Source organism: Nioella sp. (genome assembly GCF_964229645.1).
Classification (GTDB): domain Bacteria; phylum Pseudomonadota; class Alphaproteobacteria; order Rhodobacterales; family Rhodobacteraceae; genus Nioella.
In genome coordinates this window covers 15,897-36,159 of record NZ_CAXREX010000188.1, presented here as the reverse complement: position 1 = coordinate 36,159, position 20,263 = coordinate 15,897, and the positions used below count along the sequence as shown (strand labels likewise).

Sequence of the window (20,263 nt, the reverse complement as noted above, 5' to 3'; positions counted from 1 at the left end):
CGGGAAAGGAGCTGTCGATGCTGGTGTTCTGGAAGCAGAGAATCGTTTTCCTCGCCGTTCCCAAGACCGGGACGACGGCTCTGGAACAGGCGCTCCTGCCCCATGCCAGCGCAGCCATCCTGCATCCGCCCGGCCAGAAGCACGTGAACCTGATGGGCTATCGCAACCGGCTCTCCAAGTTTTTCGAACAGCGGGGGGATCGCCCGATGCGCACCGTCGCGGTCATGCGGGAGCCCATCGACTGGCTTGGCAGCTGGTATCGGTATCGGTCGCGTCCCGACCACTCCAACCCGGAAAAATCCACCGCTGGAATGAGCTTCGACGATTTCGTGCTGGCCTGGCTGTCCGAGGATCAACCCGAGCTGGCGAGAGTTGGGTCCCAGGCACGGTTTCTCTCCGACCGCGATGGTGCCGCCGGGATCGATTACCTCTTCCGCTACGACCGACAAGACGCCCTGATCGACTTCTTCGAAGACAAGCTTGGCACATCGCTGGAACTCGGCCGCGAAAACGTGTCCCCGAGGAAGGCGCTCACCCTCTCCGCGGACGTGGAGGCGCGGCTGAGGGAGGAGGCCCGCGCCGAGTTTGACCTGTGGGAGCGCCTCTGCGCCAATTGAAGTTCAGTGCAACTGGCGTTGTACCGTCGCGGTAAGATCCGACAGGGTGAAGGGCTTGGCAAGGAAGACCGAGTTCGGCACGTCCTTGCCATTGCGCTCCAGCGCGTCCTCTGCATAGCCCGAGACGAAGACCACCCGAACATCGGGGCGATCCTTCAGCGCTTCGCGCACCCATGTCGGCCCGTCCATCCCCGGCATGATCACGTCCGTTACGAAAACATCCACCTCAAGATCGCTGTCGGCGAGCTTTTCCAGGGCGACTTCAGCGTTTTCCGCCTCGATCACCGTGAATCCCCGCATCCTGAGCGCACGAGACGCGAAGGCCCGCACCGAGGCTTCGTCTTCGACGAGCAAAACAACCGCATCACCGGAGAGATCCGTCGGACGCGCGGGTGCTGACGACTCGGGCTGCGAGTCCGGACTTTGACCCTTGGGCCGGTCGTAAACGGGGAAGTAGAGGGTGAAATCCGTTCCCCGCCCCGGCTCGCTGTCGGCAAAGATGAATCCGCCCGATTGCTTGACGATGCCATAGACCATGGACAGGCCGAGCCCGGTGCCCTTGCCCGTGCCCTTCGTGGTGAAGAAAGGCTCAAAGATCCGACCGATCTGGTCGGGGGGAATGCCCGTGCCTTCATCGCTGACACGAACGGTGACGTAGTGACCGGCCGGCACTTCTGCCTGGTCGCGGCGCAGCGGCTCTCTCAGGCGGGCCACGCGGGTTTCCACCAGCACCCTGCCCCCATCCGGCATCGCATCGCGCGCATTCACGATCAGGTTCATTATCACCTGTTCCATCTGGCGGCGATCCGCCCGGATCGGCAAGAGGTGCGGGTCATGATCCAGTTCCAGCCGCACCTTCTCTCCGATCAAACGGTTCAAAAGATGGGTGATATCGGACATCGTGTCCCGCAGGTCGACGACCTCCGGGCGCAGCGTCTGCTTGCGTGAAAAAGCCAAGAGCTGCCCCACGAGACTGGCGGCCCGATTGGCATTCTGGTTGATCTGGGCCAGGTCCGCATAGTCCGGATCGCCCTCGTCATGGCGCATCATCAGAAGATCACAGTGACCCGTGATCGCCGTGAGGAGATTGTTGAAATCATGGGCCACGCCGCCTGCAAGCTCGCCGATGGCCTGCATCTTCTGGCTTTGAACGAATTGCTGCTCCATGGATTTGAGCGCCGTTGCGTCATGAAGTACCCCAAGCAGGGTCGGCCCGCCTTCGCCCGCAATCCGCCCAAGGGTGATCTGCACGAAACAATCATCCTCCCTGAGCGTCGCCTGCACCATTTCCGGTCGCGAGGGGATGCGTTCGGCCAGCACATCCTCCACCCAGTCATTGATGGGCCGCCCGAGCCCTTCCACCACCGCCGAAAGCACCATCTCCCCGCCCGGATGCAGGTTGAGCAGGCTTTGGGCACGCGGGTTCGCCGCAAGGATTTCCCCGCCAGCGCCAATATGCACCAGCGCCACCGGCAACGCCCCGAAGGCGCGCGCGGCGATTTCATCTTCCATTGGCAGGAGATCGACCGGAAGAACATGAATCTCGCGCCGACCGTCTCCGGCCTGAAGCTCGATCACCATCACCTCGGTCCAATCCTCCGCCGCCCTGATGCGCGTGCGCTGCCCGGATTGGACCGGCAAGGTTTCGAACACCTCAGACAAGGCTTTGCGGCGCTCCCCGAGCGTTCGGCGCATTGCGTCATTCATCGACAGGATGGTGTCATTTCGGCTGACAACCATCATCGGCAGACCGTTGCTGGTAGGCGCGCGCCCCGCCCCATCTTCGGCCTCATCGACCCTCCACAGCGTTCCGGACCCGATCCGGAAGGCGGTGATCTTTACCGTACCGCGCCGCGTCACCACCGTTTCGCGTGCAGCACGGTCCCGCATCAGCGTCGTTTCATGGCGAAAGGCAATGGCCGAGGCATTGGGGATAAGCCCTGCCAAAGCGCGCGACATGGGCTGGCCCTCTCGCGGGCCGAAGCGATCGCGTGCGGCGGGGTTTTCAAACAGGATCTGCCCCTGGCTGTCGGTCAGGAAAACAAGCGCAGGGTCATCAGTCGCAAGCTCCGCCGCCTGGCGCATCGCGGCGCGCTCCGCCCGTTCGCGGCGAAAGCGCCAGATATTGAGCAAGGCCGCCGTCAGCGTGATCGAGGCCGCGACGGCAAAGCCCGTGATCCGGGCAAGAATGCCCTCGGCCAGGAACGCGACCGGCAAACAGCCCACGGCCAACAAAACAAGGGCCCAGGTCGCGCCATCCCCAGGCAGTCGCCGCCTGCGAGCCATCACCGCTTGATCCGCCACCCTGACCCTCCTGCTCGATTCGTCACGAGGATCAGACTGCAATTTCGTTAATTGGGGATTAATGTCAGCCCTTTGACGGGGCCGTCAGAACCCCGAGAAAGAACCCGTCAGAGGCATCACCAGGCAGAAAGCGGCGCTCGGTTTTCACCTGCCAGCCATGTCGCGCCTGGAACGCGCGCAGCTGCCCGCCGTTTTCCGCGTCCAGCAAGGAACAGGTCATGTAAACCAGCTGCCCGCCGGGGGCGACGAGGGCCGCAGCCGCGTCGAGGATCTCGGCCTGAACCTGCTCCAGATTGGTCAGCTTTTCCCGAGATAACAGCCACTTGGCCTCCGGGTCCCGGCGCCAGGTGCCTGAACCGGAACAGGGCACGTCGCAAAGGACGGCCGCGTAGGGGGCCTGCGCTTCGGGGCGCTCAAGCGCGGTCAGGCGCACACCGGCCCGATCGGCGCGGGCAGGAATGTCGGCCATGCGGCGCGGGTTGGCGTCATGGACGAAGACCTGCGCCTCGCTGACGGCCGCAATTGCCAGCGCCTTGCCGCCACCCCCGGCGCAGTAATCCAGCACGCGACCTGAACGGGGCCAGTCCACGGCTGCGCAGGCCAGTTGCGGCGAGAGATCCTGGATTTCGACCAACCCGTCCAGATAGGCCTGGGACTGCCGCAGGCGACGCGCGCCCTCAACCACTTCCAAGGCGTGAGGCAGAATGGTTTTTCTCGTTACTATTCCATCGCTTGCAAGCCATTCCTCAATTTCTCCTGCCGATCTGCGCGCATTGATCCGCAGATAGAGCGGGGCCCGCTCCTGCATGGCCGCAATCACCCGCTCGGCCTGCTCGTCGAGCGAGTCACGCAAGGGATCATGCAACCAGTCCGGAATATCAGACCAGGCCGTCAGCCCTTCTGCGCCAAGGTCACGTTCCGCCTCGCCAAGACCCGCAGGCGCATGGCCTTCGCCCGTAAAATACTCATCCGGGTCAAGGCCTTGCAGGCGCAGCAGCCCCAGAACAAGCGCGCGCCCGCTCCCCCCCCCGCCAAGCGCGGCACAGCTGCCCTTGCGGCGCAGAACATCGTAAACATGATCACGTACCGCGGCCCGATCCTTCGACCCGGCATAGCGCGCCCCGCGCGCCCACCCGGTCAGGGCCCGCTCAACCGGATTGCCGCCCGCCCAGGCATCCAGAACCCCGATGGCGGCGGCCAACCGCGCCGCCGGAGTCATGAATTCACCTTAGCTATGACATACAAACTACTCATCCAAAACGATAATTCGGACTTTCACGAGTGATCTGCACATCATGCACATGGCTTTCCTTCAGCCCGGCACCCGTGATCCGCACGAAGCTGCACCCGCTGCGCATCTGGTCCACCGTGGCCGAGCCGGTATAGCCCATGGCCGCTCGCAGGCCACCCACCAGCTGGTGAATCACCGCGCTCGCAGACCCCTTGTAGGGCACCTGCCCCTCGATCCCCTCGGGCACCAGCTTGTCGCTGGCCGCATCCTTCTGGAAATAGCGGTCGGCCGAGCCGCGCGCCATGGCTCCGAGCGACCCCATCCCGCGATAGGATTTGAAAGAACGGCCCTGGTAGAGGATGACCTCGCCGGGGCTTTCATCGGTGCCCGCGATCATGCTGCCCACCATGGCGCAGCTGGCGCCCGCCGCGATGGCCTTGGCGAAATCGCCCGAATACTTGATGCCGCCATCTGCGATGACGGGGGTGCCGCTGGCGTCGGCCGCCTTGGCGCAATCCATGATCGCGGTCAGCTGCGGCACGCCCACGCCCGCAACGATCCGGGTGGTGCAGATCGAACCAGGCCCGATTCCCACCTTGACCGCATCCGCGCCCGCGTCGATCAGCGCCTGCGTCGCCTCGCCCGTGGCCACGTTACCGGCGATGACCTGCACGTTGTTCGACAGTTGCTTGGCGCGTTTCACCGCGTCGATGACGCCCGCCGAATGGCCATGGGCGGTATCGACCACGACAATATCGACGCCCGCGTCGATCAGGGCCTCGGTGCGCGCAAAGCCCGCATCCCCCACCGAGGTCGCCGCAGCCACACGCAGCCGGCCCAGTTCGTCCTTGCACGCCGTGGGGTTCAGCACCGCCTGTTCGGTATCGCGCAGGGTCAAAAGCCCCGTCAGCTTGCCCTTGCCGTCATGGACCAGCAGCTTCTCGATCCGACGCGCCCGCATCAGGCTCTTGGCTTCTTCGAGGTCCGCGGGCTCGGCCAGCATCGCCAGGTTGTTCGAGGTCATCATGACATGCACCGGCGTATCGTCCGAGGAGGCAAAGCGCATGTCGCGGTTGGTCAGGATCCCCACCACGCGCCCCTCGGCATCCACCACCGGGAAGCCGGTGAAGTTGTAGCGTTCCACCAGTTCCTTGGCATCGGCCAGCGTCTGGTCGGCGCGCAGTGTTACCGGGTTGTAGACGATCCCGCTTTCAAAGCGTTTCACGCGCCGAACCTCGCGCGCCTGTTCCTCGACGCCCAGGTTCTTGTGAATGACCCCGATCCCCCCAGCCTGCGCCATGGCAATGGCCATGCGCGCCTCGGTCACCGTGTCCATGGCAGAGGACAGCAGCGGGATGTTCATCTTGATGGATTTCGTCACACGGGTGCGCGTGTCGGCTTCGCTCGGCAGCACCGAGGATGCGCCGGGCACCAGCAGAACGTCGTCGAAGGTAAGAGCCTCGCGAATCTCCATGGGGCCTCCTTGGGCAGGGAGTTACGGTTGGCACGTCCCTATCTCATGGGTTTGGCCCGAGGGAAAGCCCTAAATCCGCCCTTGGGGCCGAAGGACGCGGATGCGCCCTAGCCCCGAAAGCCGGTGGCAACCACAAACTTCTCGGACGAGTCGGAGCGGCTCGCTTCGGGTTTCACATTGGCGACCTTGGTGAACTTCTGCTTCAGCATCTGCTGAAGATCGCCTTCCGCGCCTCCTGCCAGCACCTTGGCCACGAAGGTCCCGCCCTCTTCCAGAACGTCAAAGGCGAAATAGGCCGCCGCCTCGCACAGCGCGATGATGCGCAGGTGATCGGTCTGCTTGTGCCCCGACGAGGCCGCCGCCATGTCGCTCATGACCACGTCGGCCTTGCCGCCAAGCCAGGTCTTCACCTTCTCGTCGGCATCGTCCTCCATGAAATCCAGCTGGTGAATCTCGCAGCCGGCAATGGGCTCCACCTCCTGCAGGTCCACCCCCAGGATCGTGCCCACCCGCTTGCCGGGCTTCTCGCCCAGCGCATTGACGCGCTTCACAGCCACCTGGCACCAGCCCCCCGGCGCGCAGCCCAGGTCCACCACCCGAGCCCCCGGCACCAGGAAACGATACTTGTCGTCCAGTTCCAGGATCTTGAACGCCGCCCGGCCCCGGTAGCCCTCGCGCTTGGCGCGCTGCACGTATGGGTCATTGAGCTGACGCTCCAGCCAGCGCGTCGAGGACAGCTTACGCCCCCGCGCGGTCTTGACCTTGACCTTCAGATCGCGCTGCCCGCGCCCGCTCGTGTTCTTCGCCATGGCTTTCATCACCTTTCCAGGGCCCCAATATAGGCAGCTCCGCCGCGAAGTAAGCCCCCGCTCCTTCTTCTTTGTGAAAATACTCCGGGGTCCGGGGCAGAGCCCCGCGCGGGCCGACGAGGCCCCCGCGTCAGCGGGGGGTGAGGCGGCCCGCCCCCGGGTCGACGCGCAAAGCGCGGCGAAACGGCCACCGGGATCGGTTCAGAAGGGTCCGTCCTCCAGCACCCCGTCCGAGGACATCTGCGCATAGAGCAGCCCCTCGCGCAGCCCCCGGTCGGCCACGCTCAGCCGGTCCGTGGGCCAGGCCCGCAAGAGCGCCTGCAGGATCGCGGCCCCCGACATGATCAGCGAATGCCGGTCGCGCCCGATGCGCGGGTCGCTGCGCCGGCCCGAGGGCCCCAGCACCAGGTAGTCCTGGATCACCGAATCGATCTGGTCCGAGGTCATGCGCAGACCGTCCACCTTGTTGCGGTCATAGCGGCGCAGACCCAGGTGCGAGGCCGCGACCGTGGTGACGGTGCCCGAGGTGCCGATGATCTGGAAGCCGTCGCGCGCCGGGTCGGCGGCGTCATCATAGGGCGAAAACTCGGCCAGCTGCTCTTCGAAATACCAGCTCATCAAGGCAAAGCGCGCGCCGTCATCGACCACGTCGCGATAGAGGTCCTTGAGCGTGGCAACGCCGAGCGGGATCGAGATCCAGTCCACCACCTTGGCCTTGGGAAACACCGTGTCGTGGTGATCGAAGCCCTGGTGCAGCCGCATGATAGCGCGCGGGCGTTCCACGCGCGGCACGCGGCTGAGGTCGATCCAGACCAGCTCGGTCGAGCCGCCGCCGATATCGACGACCAGCAGCTGTTCGGTGCGGGTGGACACCAGAGGCGCGCAGGCCACCACGGCCAGCCTTGCCTCTTCCTCGGGCTTGATGATTTCCAGCTCCAGCCCGGTCTCGCGCTTGACCAGCGAAATGAACTCGCCCGCATTCGTGGCCCGGCGGCAGGCTTCGGTCGCCACCAGCCGCATGCGCTTCACGTCATGGCGCTGCAGCTTCTTCTTGCAGATCTTCAGCGCCGCCACCGTGCGCGCCATCGAGTGGCGCGAAAGCTGCCCCGAGGCCTCCAGCCCCTGCCCCAGTTGCACGGATTTCGAAAAGCTGTCGACCACGTGCAGCTGGTTGCCCTTGGGCTGCGCGATCAGCATGCGGCAGGAATTGGTCCCCAGGTCGAGCGCGGCATAGAGATCGGCCGGGTCGGGCCGGGCGGGCGCTGCGGCCTGCGCGGGGGGCGGCTGAACGGGGGCGATCCGGGGCATGGGGGCTCCCACGCTCGGGGTCTGGTTTTCCTGCTTCGACTTGCCCCGGCGGGGGCGTCGGCGGCCCATCACGCGCGTCCTTTACTCGATCCTGCCCCGATCCTAGCCGATCCTTGGTGCGTCGCACAATGGCCCTGCCGCGACTTCGGGACCGATCGCTTCACGCCCCCTCATGATCTTCATGAGAATTTTGGGCCTCTCCGGCTCTGGCCGCGAGGGGGGGCAAGCGCCTATGCAAAAGACCGGCGCGTCGCAGGGGCGCGTCACGAGGTCGAAAACGGAACGGGCGGATGCCGCGGAGCGCCCTAAATTGATCCGAAGCAATGAGGGAGTTCACAATGCCTGCCGTCACCATCGTCTACTGGCGCGACATTCCTGCCCAGGTCATCGTGGGCAAGGGCCGTTCCGGTGCCAAGGCGCCGCTGCCCGAACGTTTCGAACAGGCGATCGACCGCGCCGCCATGAAGGTGGGCGCCAAGGATGACGACGCCTACCTGGCCGGGTTTCGCAAGGCCGCGCCCTTCGAGGTCGAAGGTGAGGCCCAGGAGGTCGCAAATGCTCAAGCTGCCTCGATCGATGCCGCATACGACGCGGACAAGCTGAAGCAGCTCATTGCCAATGACGGCTACGCCGAAGCCCCCGCCGAATGACCGACGCCCCGCCACCCTCTTTCCCGGAGAAACTGATGGCCCTGCTCAAATTCCGCTCCGCCGCCGCTACCGCGCCTGCCGCACCTGCTGGCGATCCCGCCGCTCTTGAGGCCTTCCTCCAGGGCTACTCGATCGAGGTGATGCCGCGCACCGCCGAGAAGGTGGAAAACTTCCGCGATCTGCTGCCCGAAGGCACCCGCGTCTACATCGCCCATATCGAGGGCACGCCGATTGCCGACATGGTGGCGACCGCCAAGCGCCTGAAGGGCGAAGGCTACGATGTGATGCCCCATTTCCCGGCCCGCATCATCAAGGATGCGGCAACGCTGGAAAACTGGATCGCCATGTACCAGGGCGAAGCGGATGTGAAACAGGCCCTGCTGCTGGCCGGTGGCGTCGAGACGCCCCACGGTGACTTCCACAGCTCCATGCAGCTGATGGAGACCGGGCTCTTCGACAAGGCAGGCTTCGAGCGGCTGCATGTCGCCGGCCACCCCGAGGGCAACCGTGACATCGACCCCAAGGGCGGTGACGCGGTGGTAATGGAAGCGCTGCGCTGGAAACAGGCCTTCTCAGACCGCACCGATGCACAGATGGCGCTGGCCACCCAGTTCGCCTTCGAGGCAGGCCCTGTCATCGAATGGGCCAACCGGCTCTCGGCCGAAGGGATCACCCTGCCCATCCATATCGGCATCGCGGGCCCCGCGAAGCTTCAGACCCTGATCAAGTTCGCCATCGCCTGCGGCGTCGGCCCCTCGCTCAAGGTCCTGCAAAAGCGCGCCAAGGACGTGACCAAGCTGCTGCTGCCCTTCGAGCCCACGGAAATCCTGAACCAGCTCGCCGCCCACAAGGCCGCCAATCCGGCGTTCAACATCGAGAAGGTCCACTTCTTCCCGCTTGGCGGCATCAAGACCAATGCCCAGTGGGCGATCGACAATGGCGGCGCATCCGGCCGCCCCGCAAACCAGAACTGAGAAAGAGCCAATGACCCGTACCGTTCTCGAATCCAAATCCAAGACCGTCGTCATCGGCTTTGACGAGCCCTTCTGCGTGATCGGCGAGCGCATCAACCCCACCGGCCGCAAGAAGCTGGCCGCCGAACTGGAAGCGGGCGATTTCTCGACCGTGGAAAAGGACGCGCTGGAACAGGTCGCCTGCGGGGCGATGGTGCTCGATGTGAACGCGGGCGTGGTCTATAACTCCAACCCCAACCCCAACGAGACCGAACCGCCTTTGATGCGCAAGATGATCGAGCTGGTGCAGGGGCTGGTCGACGTGCCGCTCTGCATCGACAGCTCGGTGCCCGGCGCACTTGAGGCGGGTCTCGCCGCCGCCGAGGGCCGTCCGCTTCTGAACTCGGTCACCGGGGAAGAGGACCGACTGGAACTGGTGCTGCCGCTGGTCAAGAAATACAACGTGCCGGTCGTGGCCATCTCGAATGACGACACCGGCATTTCCGAAGATCCCGACGTGCGCTTCGCCGTCGCCAAGAAGATCGTGGAACGCGCCGCCGATTTCGGCATTCCCGCCCATGACATCGTGGTCGATCCGCTGGTCATGCCCGTGGGCGCCATGGCGACCGCTGGCCAGCAGGTCTTCACCCTTGTGCGCAAGCTGCGCGAGGAACTGGGCGTGAACACCACCTGCGGGGCCTCGAACATTAGCTTCGGCCTGCCCAACCGTCACGGCATCAACGCGGCCTTCCTGCCAATGGCCATCGGCGCGGGCATGACCTCTGCGATCATGAACCCGGTGCGCCCGGTAGAGATGGAAGCGATCAACGCCGCCAACTTCCTGATGAACCACGACCCCAATGGCGGCAAGTGGATCAACTTCGCCAAGGTTCTGGACGCCACCAAGGAAGGCACCCCCTTCCCCGAGGCCGCCGCAGCGGCCATGGCCGCAGGCGGTGGACGCGGCGGGCGTCGCGGCGGACGTCGCCGCGCTTAAGCGCCTGTTACCCTGGATCAGGCGAAGGTGGCCGCATGAGCTACCTTCGCCCCATTCATAGCAATGACATCTGGTTCGATCAGGTCTTCTCGGCGAAGGCCGTGTCAAAGGGCGGTGTGATCCGCCGCAGCAAGGCGGATGTGGACCGCAAGATCGGCCGCGACAGGCTGGAACTTGAAGTGCGCAAGCGCGGCTTTCACCTGGTCGAAGCAGGCAACCAGTTTCTGATCATCTGCGACCGGGGCGACATCCGGCTGATCTGCTGAGAAAAATCTTCCAGAAGATTTTTCGAGGCACAGGGAAGAATTTTCCAGAAAATTCTTCCCGATCGATATGAAGATTTTTCCCGAAAAATCTTCTTTTTCCGGCCCAGAACCCCTACCTGTGCCCTGCGACCCCCAGACCAGGCTTCCACCATGTCCGCGCGCCCAGAGATTGACACGACGCCCCCGACATGGGGCGAGTCGCTGCCGCGGCTTGCCGTCAAGCTCGTCGTGCTGATCGCCATCGTCTTCCTGTCGCATTTCGTCATCGACTACGCGCTGTCCTGGGCCGAAAGCCTGCCCGCACGGGCCGAGGCACGCGCAGAGCGGCTGATCCTGCTGGCCATTTTCATCACCTACGCCCTGCTCATCGCCCTGCCATTCGTGCCGGGAATCGAGATCGCCATCGCGCTGCTGGTCCTGCGCGGACCGGAATTTGCCCTGCCCATCTACCTGGCGACCATGGGCGGGCTGTCACTGGCCTTCCTGGCCGGGCGGCTTGTTCCGATCCACTCGCTCAAGCGCTTCTTTCTCGACCTGCACCTGGTCAAGGCGGCTGCCCTGGTGGACCGGCTCGGTCCCATGGGCCCGGCGCAGCGCGTGCGCGAGCTTCAGCGCAGCCTGCCGCGCAAGCATGCGCGTTTTGCGCTGCGGTATCGCTACGTGGGGCTCGCGCTTCTGATCAACATGCCCGGCTCGGGGCTGATCGGCGGCGGCGGCGGCATCTGCCTCATGGCCGGGATGAGCGGCGTCTTCACCCCCCGTATCGCACTGCCCACGATCGCCATCGCGATCCTTCCGTTCCCGCTATTCATGTGGTTCGCGGGCAATAGCGGGCTGATGCCCTGGCTACCGGCCTGAGCCCTTTTTTCACCTCATGCCGCAACCCGGCCGGATTTTGCCGTTTCGCTCCTTTCCCTTTCCGGCCCGCGCGTTAAAACAGCCGCAAAGGAGAAAGGCGCGCGCATGTCTGACCATCCTCTGGTGATCTTCACGCCCTCGGGCAAACGGGGCCGTTTCCCTGTTGGAACCCCGGTTCTGACGGCGGCCCGCAAACTCGGCGTCGACCTCGATTCCGTCTGCGGCGGCCGGGGGATCTGCTCCAAGTGCCAGGTGGCCCCGTCCTATGGCGACTTCCCCAAGCACGGGGTGACCGTGCGCGAGGACGCGCTGTCGGAATGGAACGCGGTCGAGGCCCGCTATGACCGGGTGCGCGGCCTGAAGAAGGGCCGCAGGCTGGGCTGCCAGGCCACCGTGCAAGGCGATATCGTCATCGACGTTCCGGCCGAGAGCCAGGTCCACCGCCAGGTGGTCCGCAAGGCGGCCTCTGATCGTCCCATCGTCATGGACCCGGCAACGCGGCTGGTCTTCGTCGAAGTCGAAGAACCCGACATGCACGAACCTTCGGGCGATTTCGAGCGGCTGCGCAGCGCGCTCAAGGACCAGTGGCAGATCGAGAATGTCACCGCTGGCCTGCCGCTGATGCGCAAGCTGCAACCTGTTCTGCGCAAGGGCAAATGGCAGGTGACCGTGGCGCTGCACCAGGCGCAGGGCTCCGACGCGATGCGCATCCTCGACATCTGGCCCGGCCTGCACGAAGGCGGCATTTACGGGCTGGCGATCGACCTGGGGTCCACCACCATTGCGGCGCATCTGTGCGACCTCAGCGACGGGCGCGTTCTGGCCTCCTCGGGCCTCATGAACCCGCAGATCCGCTTCGGTGAAGACCTGATGAGCCGTGTCTCCTACGCGATGATGAACCCGGGCGGCGATGCCGAGATGACCAACGCGGTGCGCGAGGCCATCAACACGCTGGCGGGCGAGATTGCCGCCGAGGGCGGGATTGCCCCCGACCTCATCGTGGAAACCGTCTTCGTCTGCAATCCGGTCATGCATCACCTGCTTCTGGGCATCGACCCGGTGGAACTGGGCCAGGCGCCCTTCGCCCTGGCCACCTCCTCCGCGCTGTCGCTGCCCGCGCGCGACCTCGATCTCACCGCGCTCAACACCGAGGCTCAGGTCTACGTACTGCCCTGCATCGCGGGCCATGTCGGGGCCGATGCCGCCGCCGTCGCCCTGTCGGAAGAGCCAAACAAGTCGGAAGACCTGGTGCTGGTCGTCGACGTGGGCACCAATGCCGAAATCCTTCTGGGCAACACGAGCAAGGTCCTGGCCTGTTCCTCGCCCACTGGGCCCGCCTTCGAAGGGGCACAGATCAGTTCGGGCCAGCGCGCCGCCCCCGGCGCGATCGAACGGCTGGAAATCGACCCTGTCACCAAGGATCCGCGTTTCCGCATCATCGGTTGCGATCTGTGGTCCGACGATCCCGGCTTTGCCGAGGCAAGCGCCGCCACCGGAGTCACCGGCATCTGCGGATCGGGCATCATCGAGGCGGTGGCCGAGATGCGCCTTGCGGGCATTCTCGATGCCTCAGGCCTCATCGGGTCGGCAGACCAGGTCGGCACCCCCCGCTGCGAGCCAGAAGGCCGGACCCATGCCTATCTCATTCACGATGGCAGCGCCGATAGCGGACCGCGCATCACCGTCACGCAAGGCGATATCCGCGCAATCCAGCTGGCGAAGTCTGCGCTTTATGCCGGGGCGAAGCTCCTGATGGACGAAATGGGCGTCGAAACCGTGGACCGCGTCACGCTGGCCGGGGCCTTCGGGGCCCATATCAGCCCCAAGCACGCGATGGTGCTGGGCATGATCCCAGATGCGCCGCTGGACAAGGTCACGAGTGCAGGCAACGCTGCCGGCCATGGTGCGCGCATCGCGCTTTGCTCGCGCGAGGCGCGGGGACGCATCGAACAGGTGGTGCGCCAGATCCACAAGATCGAGACCGCGGTCGAACCCCGCTTCCAGGAGCATTTCGTGAACGCCTCGGCGATTCCCAACTCGGTCGAGCCCTTCCCGATCCTCAACAGCGTCGTTGACCTGCCCAAGGTGCATTACGGCGCGGCCGGGGCCGACGGCGGCGATGGCGGACGGCGCAGGCGTCGGCGCGGCTGATCGCCTTCGGTCGACGCGACCGTTGTCCACGAGGCTGGCAAGCGCCGATCCGGCAGGCTGCACAAGGGTGCACGCGGCGGGCAGATTACACTAGACTGGGCGGGCCACAATCGGAGCCCGCCCATGCCCCTCTTCCCCAGCCTGCCCAGCCCTGCCCGGCTGTCTGACCTTCTGACACGCCACCCGGCCCATGCGGGGCCCCTGCTGATGCATGTGGAAGCCGTCATGAAGGCGGGCGCGCCGCTGACCGCCGCGCAATGCGAGCTGATCGCCGCCTATGTCTCGGGCCTGAATGCCTGCGCCTTCTGCCTTGGCTCGCACCGCATCTATGCCGAGGCGCTTGGGGTTGCGCCGGGACTGGTCGAGGCGCTTCTGGATAATCCCGACACCGCCCCCGTCGCGCCCGAGATGCGCCCGCTGCTGGCCTATGTGAGGAAGCTGAACCACCTGCCTAGCCGCCTGACACGCGAGGATGTCCGCGCCGTGCTGGACGCAGGCTGGAGCGAAGAGGCGCTGTATCACGCAGTGCAGGTCTGTGCGCTTTTCAACCTGTTCAACCGGCTCGTCGAAGGCGCGGGCGTCGATTTCGCCTATGGCGACGGCGACGCGATGACCGAGGCAGACCGCAGCAGCGACTATCGCGGCTTTGCCGAACGGCTCGGGGTCGCGGGGCAAGGATAACCCCCCTTGCCCCCGGGCCACCCGCCCCGCCACACTGGGCACGGGTAACTAGTAGGCAAGGGTTTGGGTCATGAAAGCGCGCAAGATCGTCATCTGCTTTGACGGAACCGGCAACGAGGTCGGCGATTACCAGACCAATATCATCAAGCTTTACAATGCCTTGCGCAATGATGACCAGCAGATCACCCATTACGTTCCGGGGGTCGGCACCTTCGACGAACCCCGGTTGTTCGACTGGAAATGGCGGCAGAAGGCGCGCGCGGTGGCGGGTCTGGCCTTCGGGCTTGGGCTGGAAGATGACGTGCTGGACGCCTACCGTTTCCTGTGCCGCAACTACAAGAGCACGCAACAGAAGAACCGCGAATGGAACTTCGAACAGCGCCTGAAACGCGAGCTTGGCGGGAAGAAACCCGCCCCCCGCCCGGAGGCGCAGAAAGACCAGATCTACATTTTCGGCTTTTCGCGCGGGGCCTACGCGGCGCGCATCCTGGCGGGCTTCATCCACAATTTCGGGCTGATCGCGCCCGACAAGCTGCATCTTGCGACCGGGGCCTTCCGGGCCTATCGCGCCGTGACCGATACCGACCGCGCCCTGCCCCATTCGGTCACTTTCCGCCAGTTGCGGCGCTACGAGGACACGCTGAAACCCGATGCCAACGTGCCGATCCGGGCGCTTTGCCTGTTCGATACGGTCAGTTCCATGGTCAGCTTCCAGCGCCCGATCCGCAACCTGCCGCGCAACTTCAGCCCGATGGAGCTGCGGGTGCACGCGAACGTGGACTCGAACCCCTCGGTGCGCATTGTCCTGCACGCGCTGGCCACCGACGAAAAGCGCAGCATGTTCCGCCCCCTCTTCTGGACGCCCGACCCCGCCTATTACGGCAACCGCTTCCGCCACGAAGGCCAGAAGCGGCGCCAATACGTGCGCCAGCGCTGGTTCCCGGGCTACCATTCCGACATTGGCGGCAGCCCGCGCGAACGGGAATCCGGGATCGGCAAGCTGACGCTTCTATGGATGCTCGACGCGCTGCATGAGGCCGAGCTTGCCGCCAACCGCGAGGACCGCGCCAAGGCCCCGCCCGATCGCAGACGCGACCTGCCCCTGCCCGCGCCGGGGCTGCGGCTCAACCCGAAACGGCGCGAGGTGCATTTTGAGGGCAGGCGGCGCGAAGTCAAAAGCCTCGACGGCACGCCCTATGCCCGCCCCGACGCCATGGCCGAGATCCATGACAGCATGTCGATCTGGTGGTATCCGCTTGAAATCCTGCCCAAATCCATCAAGCGACGTGGCTGGCCGGGGCGAATTGCCTGGCTGTGGAAATGGTATCTGCCACTGGAAGAACCCCGCGCCATCCCCATGGGGCACGAATTGGACGACAGCCTGGCCGAGCGCACCCGCCGCTGGCCCTTCTACCAACCCCGAAATCTGCCACCGCCGGGGACGAAGGCATCTTGACGACAGCCGGGCATCCGATTACCTCAACCCTCCAGAGCGCGGGTATGGTGAAAAGGTATCACGCGAGCTTCCCAAGCTTAAGTTACGGGTTCGATTCCCGTTACCCGCTCCAAAGAAGGCGCCCCGCAGTGGGCGCTTTTTGTTTCCCCCATCTCAGGATGCGCATTGGCCAAGGTGCCGGTGAAGCGCTCGTGCAAGTCTTCCTAAATAGCTCACTTCTTGGGTAGCAGGTTGGAATCACGGGGCAGAGGTTCTGCTATCTTTAGCTGCAGCACACGGACTCTGATTGATCAAATTACGTCAGCGCATCCCAATTTTGCACTCAGTTTCGCAGATGTTACGTCACGGAATTTCACGTCATCCTTAAGAGGAAAAGCAGAAGCCTCCAGAGACACAAAGCATTGTAATATATATATAATTCACGAGAAATGCCGAAAAAAGCTTATCAGGCAGACCCTCGTGACTCCTCCTTAGATACAAAGCCATTCGATCGCATAGTTTTGGATTTCGGTTAATTTTGATCAAATCTTGCCCATCGAAACCGCGGTCTTCAAAATCTTCCGACTGCGCGAACAGACGCCTAGAAGGACCAACTCAATGTCCCGCATCCTCCTGATCGACGACAACGAACTCTTTGGCACCTCGATTTGTGTGGCCATGGAAGCGAAAAGCGACTTGGAACTTGTCCGGGCCTGCTCACTTGAACAGGCAGATGACATCCTGTCTGCGCCAGAACCCGTCGATCTCATCCTGTTGCGGCAGGACCTTCTGGGGCAGAACAGCGTCTCTGCCTTCCCAGGTTTCTTGAAGGATCACCCGGCTCATCCCGTGGCTCTCGTCTCGGATTGCCGCTCGTCCACAACGCTGAAACTGATGGAGGCCGGCGCATTCGGCATTATCTCCAGGTCCATGTCCCTGGACTCGGCGATCACCGCCATCCAGTACATGCTTACCGGTGCACGCTACTTCCCCTATGACCTGCACCAGGCGCTTGCGGTATCGGCGGCCAAGAACGACCTAACCTTGCGGGAATCCCTGACCCTGATGCACCTGAGCCAGGGCCTGTCCAACAAGGAAATCGCAAGACAGATGGGCTTGGAGGAAACCACCATCAAGTTGCAGGTCAAGCGGCTGATTTCCAAGCTCGGCGTCTCGAATCGAACCCAGGTCGCCGTGGCTGCCATCGGTCGGCAACTGGTCTGAGCCCATCCGACACGAAACGACCGGAGGCCCTCCCTGTGCTCCGGTCGCTTCTTGGCTGGTGCTGTCCCCGGGGCAAGCGGGCTTCCCCCCCAAAGCCCCGCCCCGGGGGCAGTATCAGCCCAAAGTGGTTTGCCGGGGCTTTCACGCGCGTCGCGCGCCTGCTCGGCCAGAAAGGCCTTCAGCGAAGGCCGCCAGCCCAGGCATCGAGCCGCCCTTGACCGGTTAACCTGCCCCTTGTCTTGGCTGTTGATGCCGGGAATCGCCCCCCCCCGACGAGACAGCGGTTCAGATCACGATCCGCGAAAATTGACTAGATCAACAAAAGTCGGGTTATACTCCCTGGCAATGCCGGGCGATGGCATTACCGGGGGCTTTTGACCGATATGACGATGAATGCCAGCTATAAAAAGCTATGCGATTTCATGTGGTTCGCATTCCTGCCAAGCTTGTCCAAGGCCGAGGAAAAAGCAGCTTTCTACCGCACCATCCTGACCGATGATGGCGTCGATTGCTTCGATCCTGCCTCGCCCGCCTCGGCGCGCGACCTTGCAGTGCGCATCTTCCGGGACCGGTTCGAGGAGACCGGCACCGAAAAGCTTCGCCTTGGCGTCACGTCCGGCATGGATTCCCGTGGGTTGCTTGGCGTCGCTCTGGAAGTCCTGCCCCCCGAAAACATCATCGCCTATACGACCGGCCAGAAAGGCAACAGGGATATCGAGCGTGCCCGCTACTTCACCGATCATGTTCTGCCCACCCATTTCCTGATCGAGACGCAAGGCGGCACCTATGATGTCGATGACTGGATCAAGCGGTTCCAGGCCCGTCCAGAGGGAACCGCCGGAACGCTCTACGGAATGAAGACCCAGCTCACCAATCCGCTGAAACCTTATTCTTCCTACCCGTCGATGTCCGGCTTTCTGGGGGATGCCACCAGCGGAAAGCGCCTGCATGGGGTCTGGCATGACAGCTGGCAGGACGCGCTGGCCGCCTTCGCCAAGAAGAACGAAGTGTTCCGCCCCTCCACCAAGCGGCTGGTCCAGACGATGGTGCCCGAGGACTACGACCCGTTCAGCGTTCTGCCCAAGGCTCCACTTCTTCCGCAAGAGATCATGGGCTACGACGACCAGCTGGACATGTGCTATCGCCAGCACCAGAGGATCGGGATCAACTTCATTGGCGATGGCGGCACAGCGCAGCATCAATCCGTGCGCAAGGGGATCATCACCATCTACAACGATCCGCGTTGGCAGAAATCCTATCTGACAATGGCCCCCGAAGAACGGCTGGGACAGGCCCACTATCATCGCATGCTGAAAGAGAATTGGCCCCGGATCTTCGACGACCTCGTGCACCCAGAAGATCCCCGCTACGCCCCTGAACCGGAACCAAAGACCCCGGAGGAAAAGCTGGAACGCTCGGCCAGGACGGCCCTTCACACCAATTGGGAGCTGCTGTGGACGAAGAACGCGCAGTTCAACGACTTCGCACACGGCCTGTTGAGCGATCTTGCGGAACGTGACGTGCTTTACTGGCTTGATGTGAAGGGGCTGATCGAGGAGTTCGACAAGAACATCCTCGGGCTTGGCAAGATGCTTTGGTGCCTGTGCTCGGTCGAACTGAACCTGCGCTCCGGCAACATACCAGTGCCGGAGCGCAGCTGATCCCCGCGCGTCAGCCCGCCCGCGACCCGGTCAGGAAGCGGACCAGCCCAAGCGTCGAGCCGTCCTTGCCCGCCCCGTCGCTCTCGCCGCTCAGCACCGGCTCCAGCGCCTTGGCCAGTTCCTTGCCCAGTTCCACGCCCCACTGGTCGTAGCTGTTTATGCCCAGGATCACGCCCTCGACGAACACCCGGTGTTCGTACAGCGCGATCAGCTGGCCCAGGACGAAGGGGGTGAGCTTGGGGTATATCAGCGTCGTGGAGGGCCTGTTGCCCGGGACGACGCGGTGGCGCGCCTGACGGTCGCGCTCGGCCCCGGTCAGTCCCTTGGCGGCCATGATCGCGGTTGCCTCTTCCAGCGACCGCCCCCGCATCAACGCCTCGGACTGCGCCAGGCAATTGGCGACCAGCAGACGGTGATGATGGGCCAGATCGGGCTCGTGCCCCTCTGCCCCCACCAGGAATTCGCACGGCACCACGCGGGTTCCCTGGTGGATCAACTGGTAGAATGCGTGCTGGCCGTTGGTGCCCGGCTCGCCCCAGACGATGGGGCCGGAATTCATCTCCAGGTCGGCGCCATCCATCGACACGCGCTTGCCGTTGCTCTCCATCTCCAGCTGCTGAAGATAGGCGGGCAGACGCAGCAGGCGTTGTTCATAGGGCAGCACGGCGCGGGTCGCATGGCCCTGCACCTGGTTATGCCAGATCCCCACAAGGGCGAGCAGAACCGGCAGGTTATCGGCAAGGTCGGCCTGGCGGAAATGCGTGTCCATGGCGTGACCGCCGGCCAGGAAGTCGCCAAATGCCTCCGGCCCCACGGCCAGCATCAGCCCAAGCCCGATGGGCCCCCACATGGAATAGCGCCCGCCAACCCAGTCCTCGAAGCCGAAGACGCGCTCGGGCGCGATGCCGAAATCGGCGGTCAGCTCAGCCGCCGTGGACAGCGCCGCGAATTGGTCGGCCGGGGTCTCGACCGTGCCCGCCATCCAGGCGCGCGCGGTGTCGGCATTGGTCATGGTTTCGATGGTGGTGAAGGTTTTTGACGCGACGATGACCAGCGTGCGCGCGGGATCGAGCCCCTTCAGCACGTCATGGATATGCGCCCCGTCCACGTTCGAGACATAGTGGATGCGCGGCCCGTCATGGTAGGGGGCCAGCGCCAGCGTGCCCATGACCGGGCCGAGGTCCGATCCGCCGATGCCGATATTGACCACGTCGGTATAGGCCCCGCCCTGCCCGGCAATCTCGCCCGAGCGCACGGCGCGGGCAAAACGCTCCATCCGGGCGCGGGTCTCCAGGACACCCGGCATGACGTTCTGCCCGTCCACCTCGACCACGCCGCCCGGTGCGCGCAGCGCCGTATGCAACACCGCGCGGCCCTCGGTTTCGTTGATCCTGGCACCGGTGAACATGGCCTCACGCCGATCCTCGACCTTTGCCTGGCGCGCCAGCTCGATCAGCAGAGACAGCGCCGCAGTGTCGATCGCGGTCTTGGAAAAGTCGAACAACAACCCGTCAGACTGACGGCTGAAACCCGCGAACCGGTCCGCGTCGGACAAGAACAGATCGGCAATCGTGCGGCCCGACTTGGCCGCGTTATGCGCTTTCAGATCGTCCCAGATGGACATGGGCGACTTCCTTCCAGTTT

The 20,263-nt window shown here is 64.2% G+C and carries 17 protein-coding genes and 1 tRNA gene; 12 read left to right on the top strand and 6 right to left on the bottom strand.

Going from position 1 to position 20,263, the window contains the following annotated elements:
• Window positions 1–17: 17 nt before the first annotated feature.
• Window positions 18–617 carry a gamma-glutamyl kinase gene (locus ACEQXV_RS12855; RefSeq protein WP_370255021.1) on the top strand — a complete coding sequence of 200 codons (600 nt, stop codon included), beginning with the start codon at window positions 18–20 and terminating at the stop codon, window positions 615–617.
• Window positions 618–620: 3 nt separating this feature from the next.
• Here ACEQXV_RS12855 and ACEQXV_RS12850 read toward each other — a convergent pair whose 3' ends face one another.
• From ACEQXV_RS12850 to ACEQXV_RS12830, 5 genes are all read right to left on the bottom strand, one after another.
• Complete coding sequence (locus ACEQXV_RS12850; protein WP_370269537.1) at window positions 621–2,921, bottom strand: ATP-binding protein; 2,301 nt, start codon at window positions 2,919–2,921, stop codon at window positions 621–623.
• A gap of 64 nt (window positions 2,922–2,985) precedes the next feature.
• Window positions 2,986–4,140: an RsmB/NOP family class I SAM-dependent RNA methyltransferase gene (locus ACEQXV_RS12845; protein WP_370269536.1), complete on the bottom strand. Its 1,155-nt coding sequence runs from the start codon at window positions 4,138–4,140 to the stop codon at window positions 2,986–2,988.
• A 31-nt stretch (window positions 4,141–4,171) separates the two neighbouring features.
• The gene (guaB, locus tag ACEQXV_RS12840) at window positions 4,172–5,626 is read right to left on the bottom strand and encodes an IMP dehydrogenase (protein WP_370250912.1); all 1,455 of its coding nucleotides are present in this window, start codon (window positions 5,624–5,626) and stop codon (window positions 4,172–4,174) included.
• A 107-nt stretch (window positions 5,627–5,733) separates the two neighbouring features.
• Complete coding sequence (locus ACEQXV_RS12835; protein ID WP_370250911.1) at window positions 5,734–6,435, bottom strand: RlmE family RNA methyltransferase; 702 nt, start codon at window positions 6,433–6,435, stop codon at window positions 5,734–5,736.
• 201 nt (window positions 6,436–6,636) lie between these two features.
• Window positions 6,637–7,743, bottom strand: coding sequence for a Ppx/GppA phosphatase family protein (locus tag ACEQXV_RS12830; protein ID WP_370269544.1), 1,107 nt, complete (start codon window positions 7,741–7,743; stop codon window positions 6,637–6,639).
• Window positions 7,744–8,081: 338 nt separating this feature from the next.
• Between ACEQXV_RS12830 and ACEQXV_RS12825 the strand changes: the two genes are divergently transcribed.
• From ACEQXV_RS12825 to ACEQXV_RS12775, 11 genes are all read left to right on the top strand, one after another.
• Window positions 8,082–8,393 carry a virulence factor gene (locus tag ACEQXV_RS12825; RefSeq protein WP_370269534.1) on the top strand — a complete coding sequence of 104 codons (312 nt, stop codon included), beginning with the start codon at window positions 8,082–8,084 and terminating at the stop codon, window positions 8,391–8,393.
• 35 nt (window positions 8,394–8,428) lie between these two features.
• Window positions 8,429–9,367 carry a methylenetetrahydrofolate reductase gene (locus ACEQXV_RS12820; RefSeq protein ID WP_370269533.1) on the top strand — a complete coding sequence of 313 codons (939 nt, stop codon included), beginning with the start codon at window positions 8,429–8,431 and terminating at the stop codon, window positions 9,365–9,367.
• Window positions 9,368–9,377: 10 nt separating this feature from the next.
• Window positions 9,378–10,343, top strand: coding sequence for a methyltetrahydrofolate cobalamin methyltransferase (locus tag ACEQXV_RS12815; RefSeq protein WP_370269532.1), 966 nt, complete (start codon window positions 9,378–9,380; stop codon window positions 10,341–10,343).
• Window positions 10,344–10,378: 35 nt separating this feature from the next.
• Complete coding sequence (locus ACEQXV_RS12810; protein WP_370251412.1) at window positions 10,379–10,609, top strand: N-(5'-phosphoribosyl)anthranilate isomerase; 231 nt, start codon at window positions 10,379–10,381, stop codon at window positions 10,607–10,609.
• A 150-nt stretch (window positions 10,610–10,759) separates the two neighbouring features.
• Entirely contained in the window at window positions 10,760–11,467 is a 708-nt protein-coding gene (locus tag ACEQXV_RS12805; RefSeq protein WP_370269530.1) for a hypothetical protein, read from the top strand.
• Window positions 11,468–11,572: 105 nt separating this feature from the next.
• On the top strand, window positions 11,573–13,618 hold the full coding sequence (locus ACEQXV_RS12800) for an ASKHA domain-containing protein (protein ID WP_370269529.1): 2,046 nt from the start codon (window positions 11,573–11,575) through the stop codon (window positions 13,616–13,618).
• Between the two features lie 123 nt (window positions 13,619–13,741).
• On the top strand, window positions 13,742–14,299 hold the full coding sequence (locus ACEQXV_RS12795; RefSeq protein WP_370269528.1) for a carboxymuconolactone decarboxylase family protein: 558 nt from the start codon (window positions 13,742–13,744) through the stop codon (window positions 14,297–14,299).
• A gap of 70 nt (window positions 14,300–14,369) precedes the next feature.
• Window positions 14,370–15,755 (top strand): DUF2235 domain-containing protein, encoded by a 1,386-nt coding sequence (locus tag ACEQXV_RS12790; protein ID WP_370269526.1) that lies wholly within the window; start codon window positions 14,370–14,372, stop codon window positions 15,753–15,755.
• Between the two features lie 38 nt (window positions 15,756–15,793).
• Window positions 15,794–15,867: transfer RNA gene (locus tag ACEQXV_RS12785), tRNA-Gly, on the top strand.
• 485 nt (window positions 15,868–16,352) lie between these two features.
• Window positions 16,353–16,958: a LuxR C-terminal-related transcriptional regulator gene (locus ACEQXV_RS12780; protein WP_370253371.1), complete on the top strand. Its 606-nt coding sequence runs from the start codon at window positions 16,353–16,355 to the stop codon at window positions 16,956–16,958.
• Between the two features lie 422 nt (window positions 16,959–17,380).
• Complete coding sequence (locus ACEQXV_RS12775; protein ID WP_370269525.1) at window positions 17,381–18,619, top strand: hypothetical protein; 1,239 nt, start codon at window positions 17,381–17,383, stop codon at window positions 18,617–18,619.
• A 10-nt stretch (window positions 18,620–18,629) separates the two neighbouring features.
• Here ACEQXV_RS12775 and pgi read toward each other — a convergent pair whose 3' ends face one another.
• Window positions 18,630–20,243 (bottom strand): glucose-6-phosphate isomerase, encoded by a 1,614-nt coding sequence (gene pgi / locus ACEQXV_RS12770; RefSeq protein WP_370269524.1) that lies wholly within the window; start codon window positions 20,241–20,243, stop codon window positions 18,630–18,632.
• Between the last annotated feature and the right edge of the window lie 20 nt (window positions 20,244–20,263).

Excerpts from the sequence above, each read along its gene's own strand:
- ACEQXV_RS12855 (WP_370255021.1), top strand. The coding sequence starts at position 18 with ATGCTGGTGTTCTGGAAGCAGAGAATCGTTTTCCTCGCCGTTCCCAAG.
- ACEQXV_RS12845 (WP_370269536.1), bottom strand. The coding sequence starts at position 4,140 with ATGACTCCGGCGGCGCGGTTGGCCGCCGCCATCGGGGTTCTGGATGCC.
- guaB (WP_370250912.1), bottom strand. The coding sequence starts at position 5,626 with ATGGAGATTCGCGAGGCTCTTACCTTCGACGACGTTCTGCTGGTGCCC.
- ACEQXV_RS12835 (WP_370250911.1), bottom strand. The coding sequence starts at position 6,435 with ATGGCGAAGAACACGAGCGGGCGCGGGCAGCGCGATCTGAAGGTCAAG.
- ACEQXV_RS12830 (WP_370269544.1), bottom strand. The coding sequence starts at position 7,743 with ATGCCCCGGATCGCCCCCGTTCAGCCGCCCCCCGCGCAGGCCGCAGCG.
- ACEQXV_RS12825 (WP_370269534.1), top strand. The coding sequence starts at position 8,082 with ATGCCTGCCGTCACCATCGTCTACTGGCGCGACATTCCTGCCCAGGTC.
- ACEQXV_RS12820 (WP_370269533.1), top strand. The coding sequence starts at position 8,429 with ATGGCCCTGCTCAAATTCCGCTCCGCCGCCGCTACCGCGCCTGCCGCA.
- ACEQXV_RS12815 (WP_370269532.1), top strand. The coding sequence starts at position 9,378 with ATGACCCGTACCGTTCTCGAATCCAAATCCAAGACCGTCGTCATCGGC.
- ACEQXV_RS12810 (WP_370251412.1), top strand. The coding sequence starts at position 10,379 with ATGAGCTACCTTCGCCCCATTCATAGCAATGACATCTGGTTCGATCAG.
- ACEQXV_RS12805 (WP_370269530.1), top strand. The coding sequence starts at position 10,760 with ATGTCCGCGCGCCCAGAGATTGACACGACGCCCCCGACATGGGGCGAG.
- ACEQXV_RS12800 (WP_370269529.1), top strand. The coding sequence starts at position 11,573 with ATGTCTGACCATCCTCTGGTGATCTTCACGCCCTCGGGCAAACGGGGC.
- ACEQXV_RS12795 (WP_370269528.1), top strand. The coding sequence starts at position 13,742 with ATGCCCCTCTTCCCCAGCCTGCCCAGCCCTGCCCGGCTGTCTGACCTT.
- ACEQXV_RS12790 (WP_370269526.1), top strand. The coding sequence starts at position 14,370 with ATGAAAGCGCGCAAGATCGTCATCTGCTTTGACGGAACCGGCAACGAG.
- ACEQXV_RS12780 (WP_370253371.1), top strand. The coding sequence starts at position 16,353 with ATGTCCCGCATCCTCCTGATCGACGACAACGAACTCTTTGGCACCTCG.
- ACEQXV_RS12775 (WP_370269525.1), top strand. The coding sequence starts at position 17,381 with ATGTGGTTCGCATTCCTGCCAAGCTTGTCCAAGGCCGAGGAAAAAGCA.
- pgi (WP_370269524.1), bottom strand. The coding sequence starts at position 20,243 with ATGTCCATCTGGGACGATCTGAAAGCGCATAACGCGGCCAAGTCGGGC.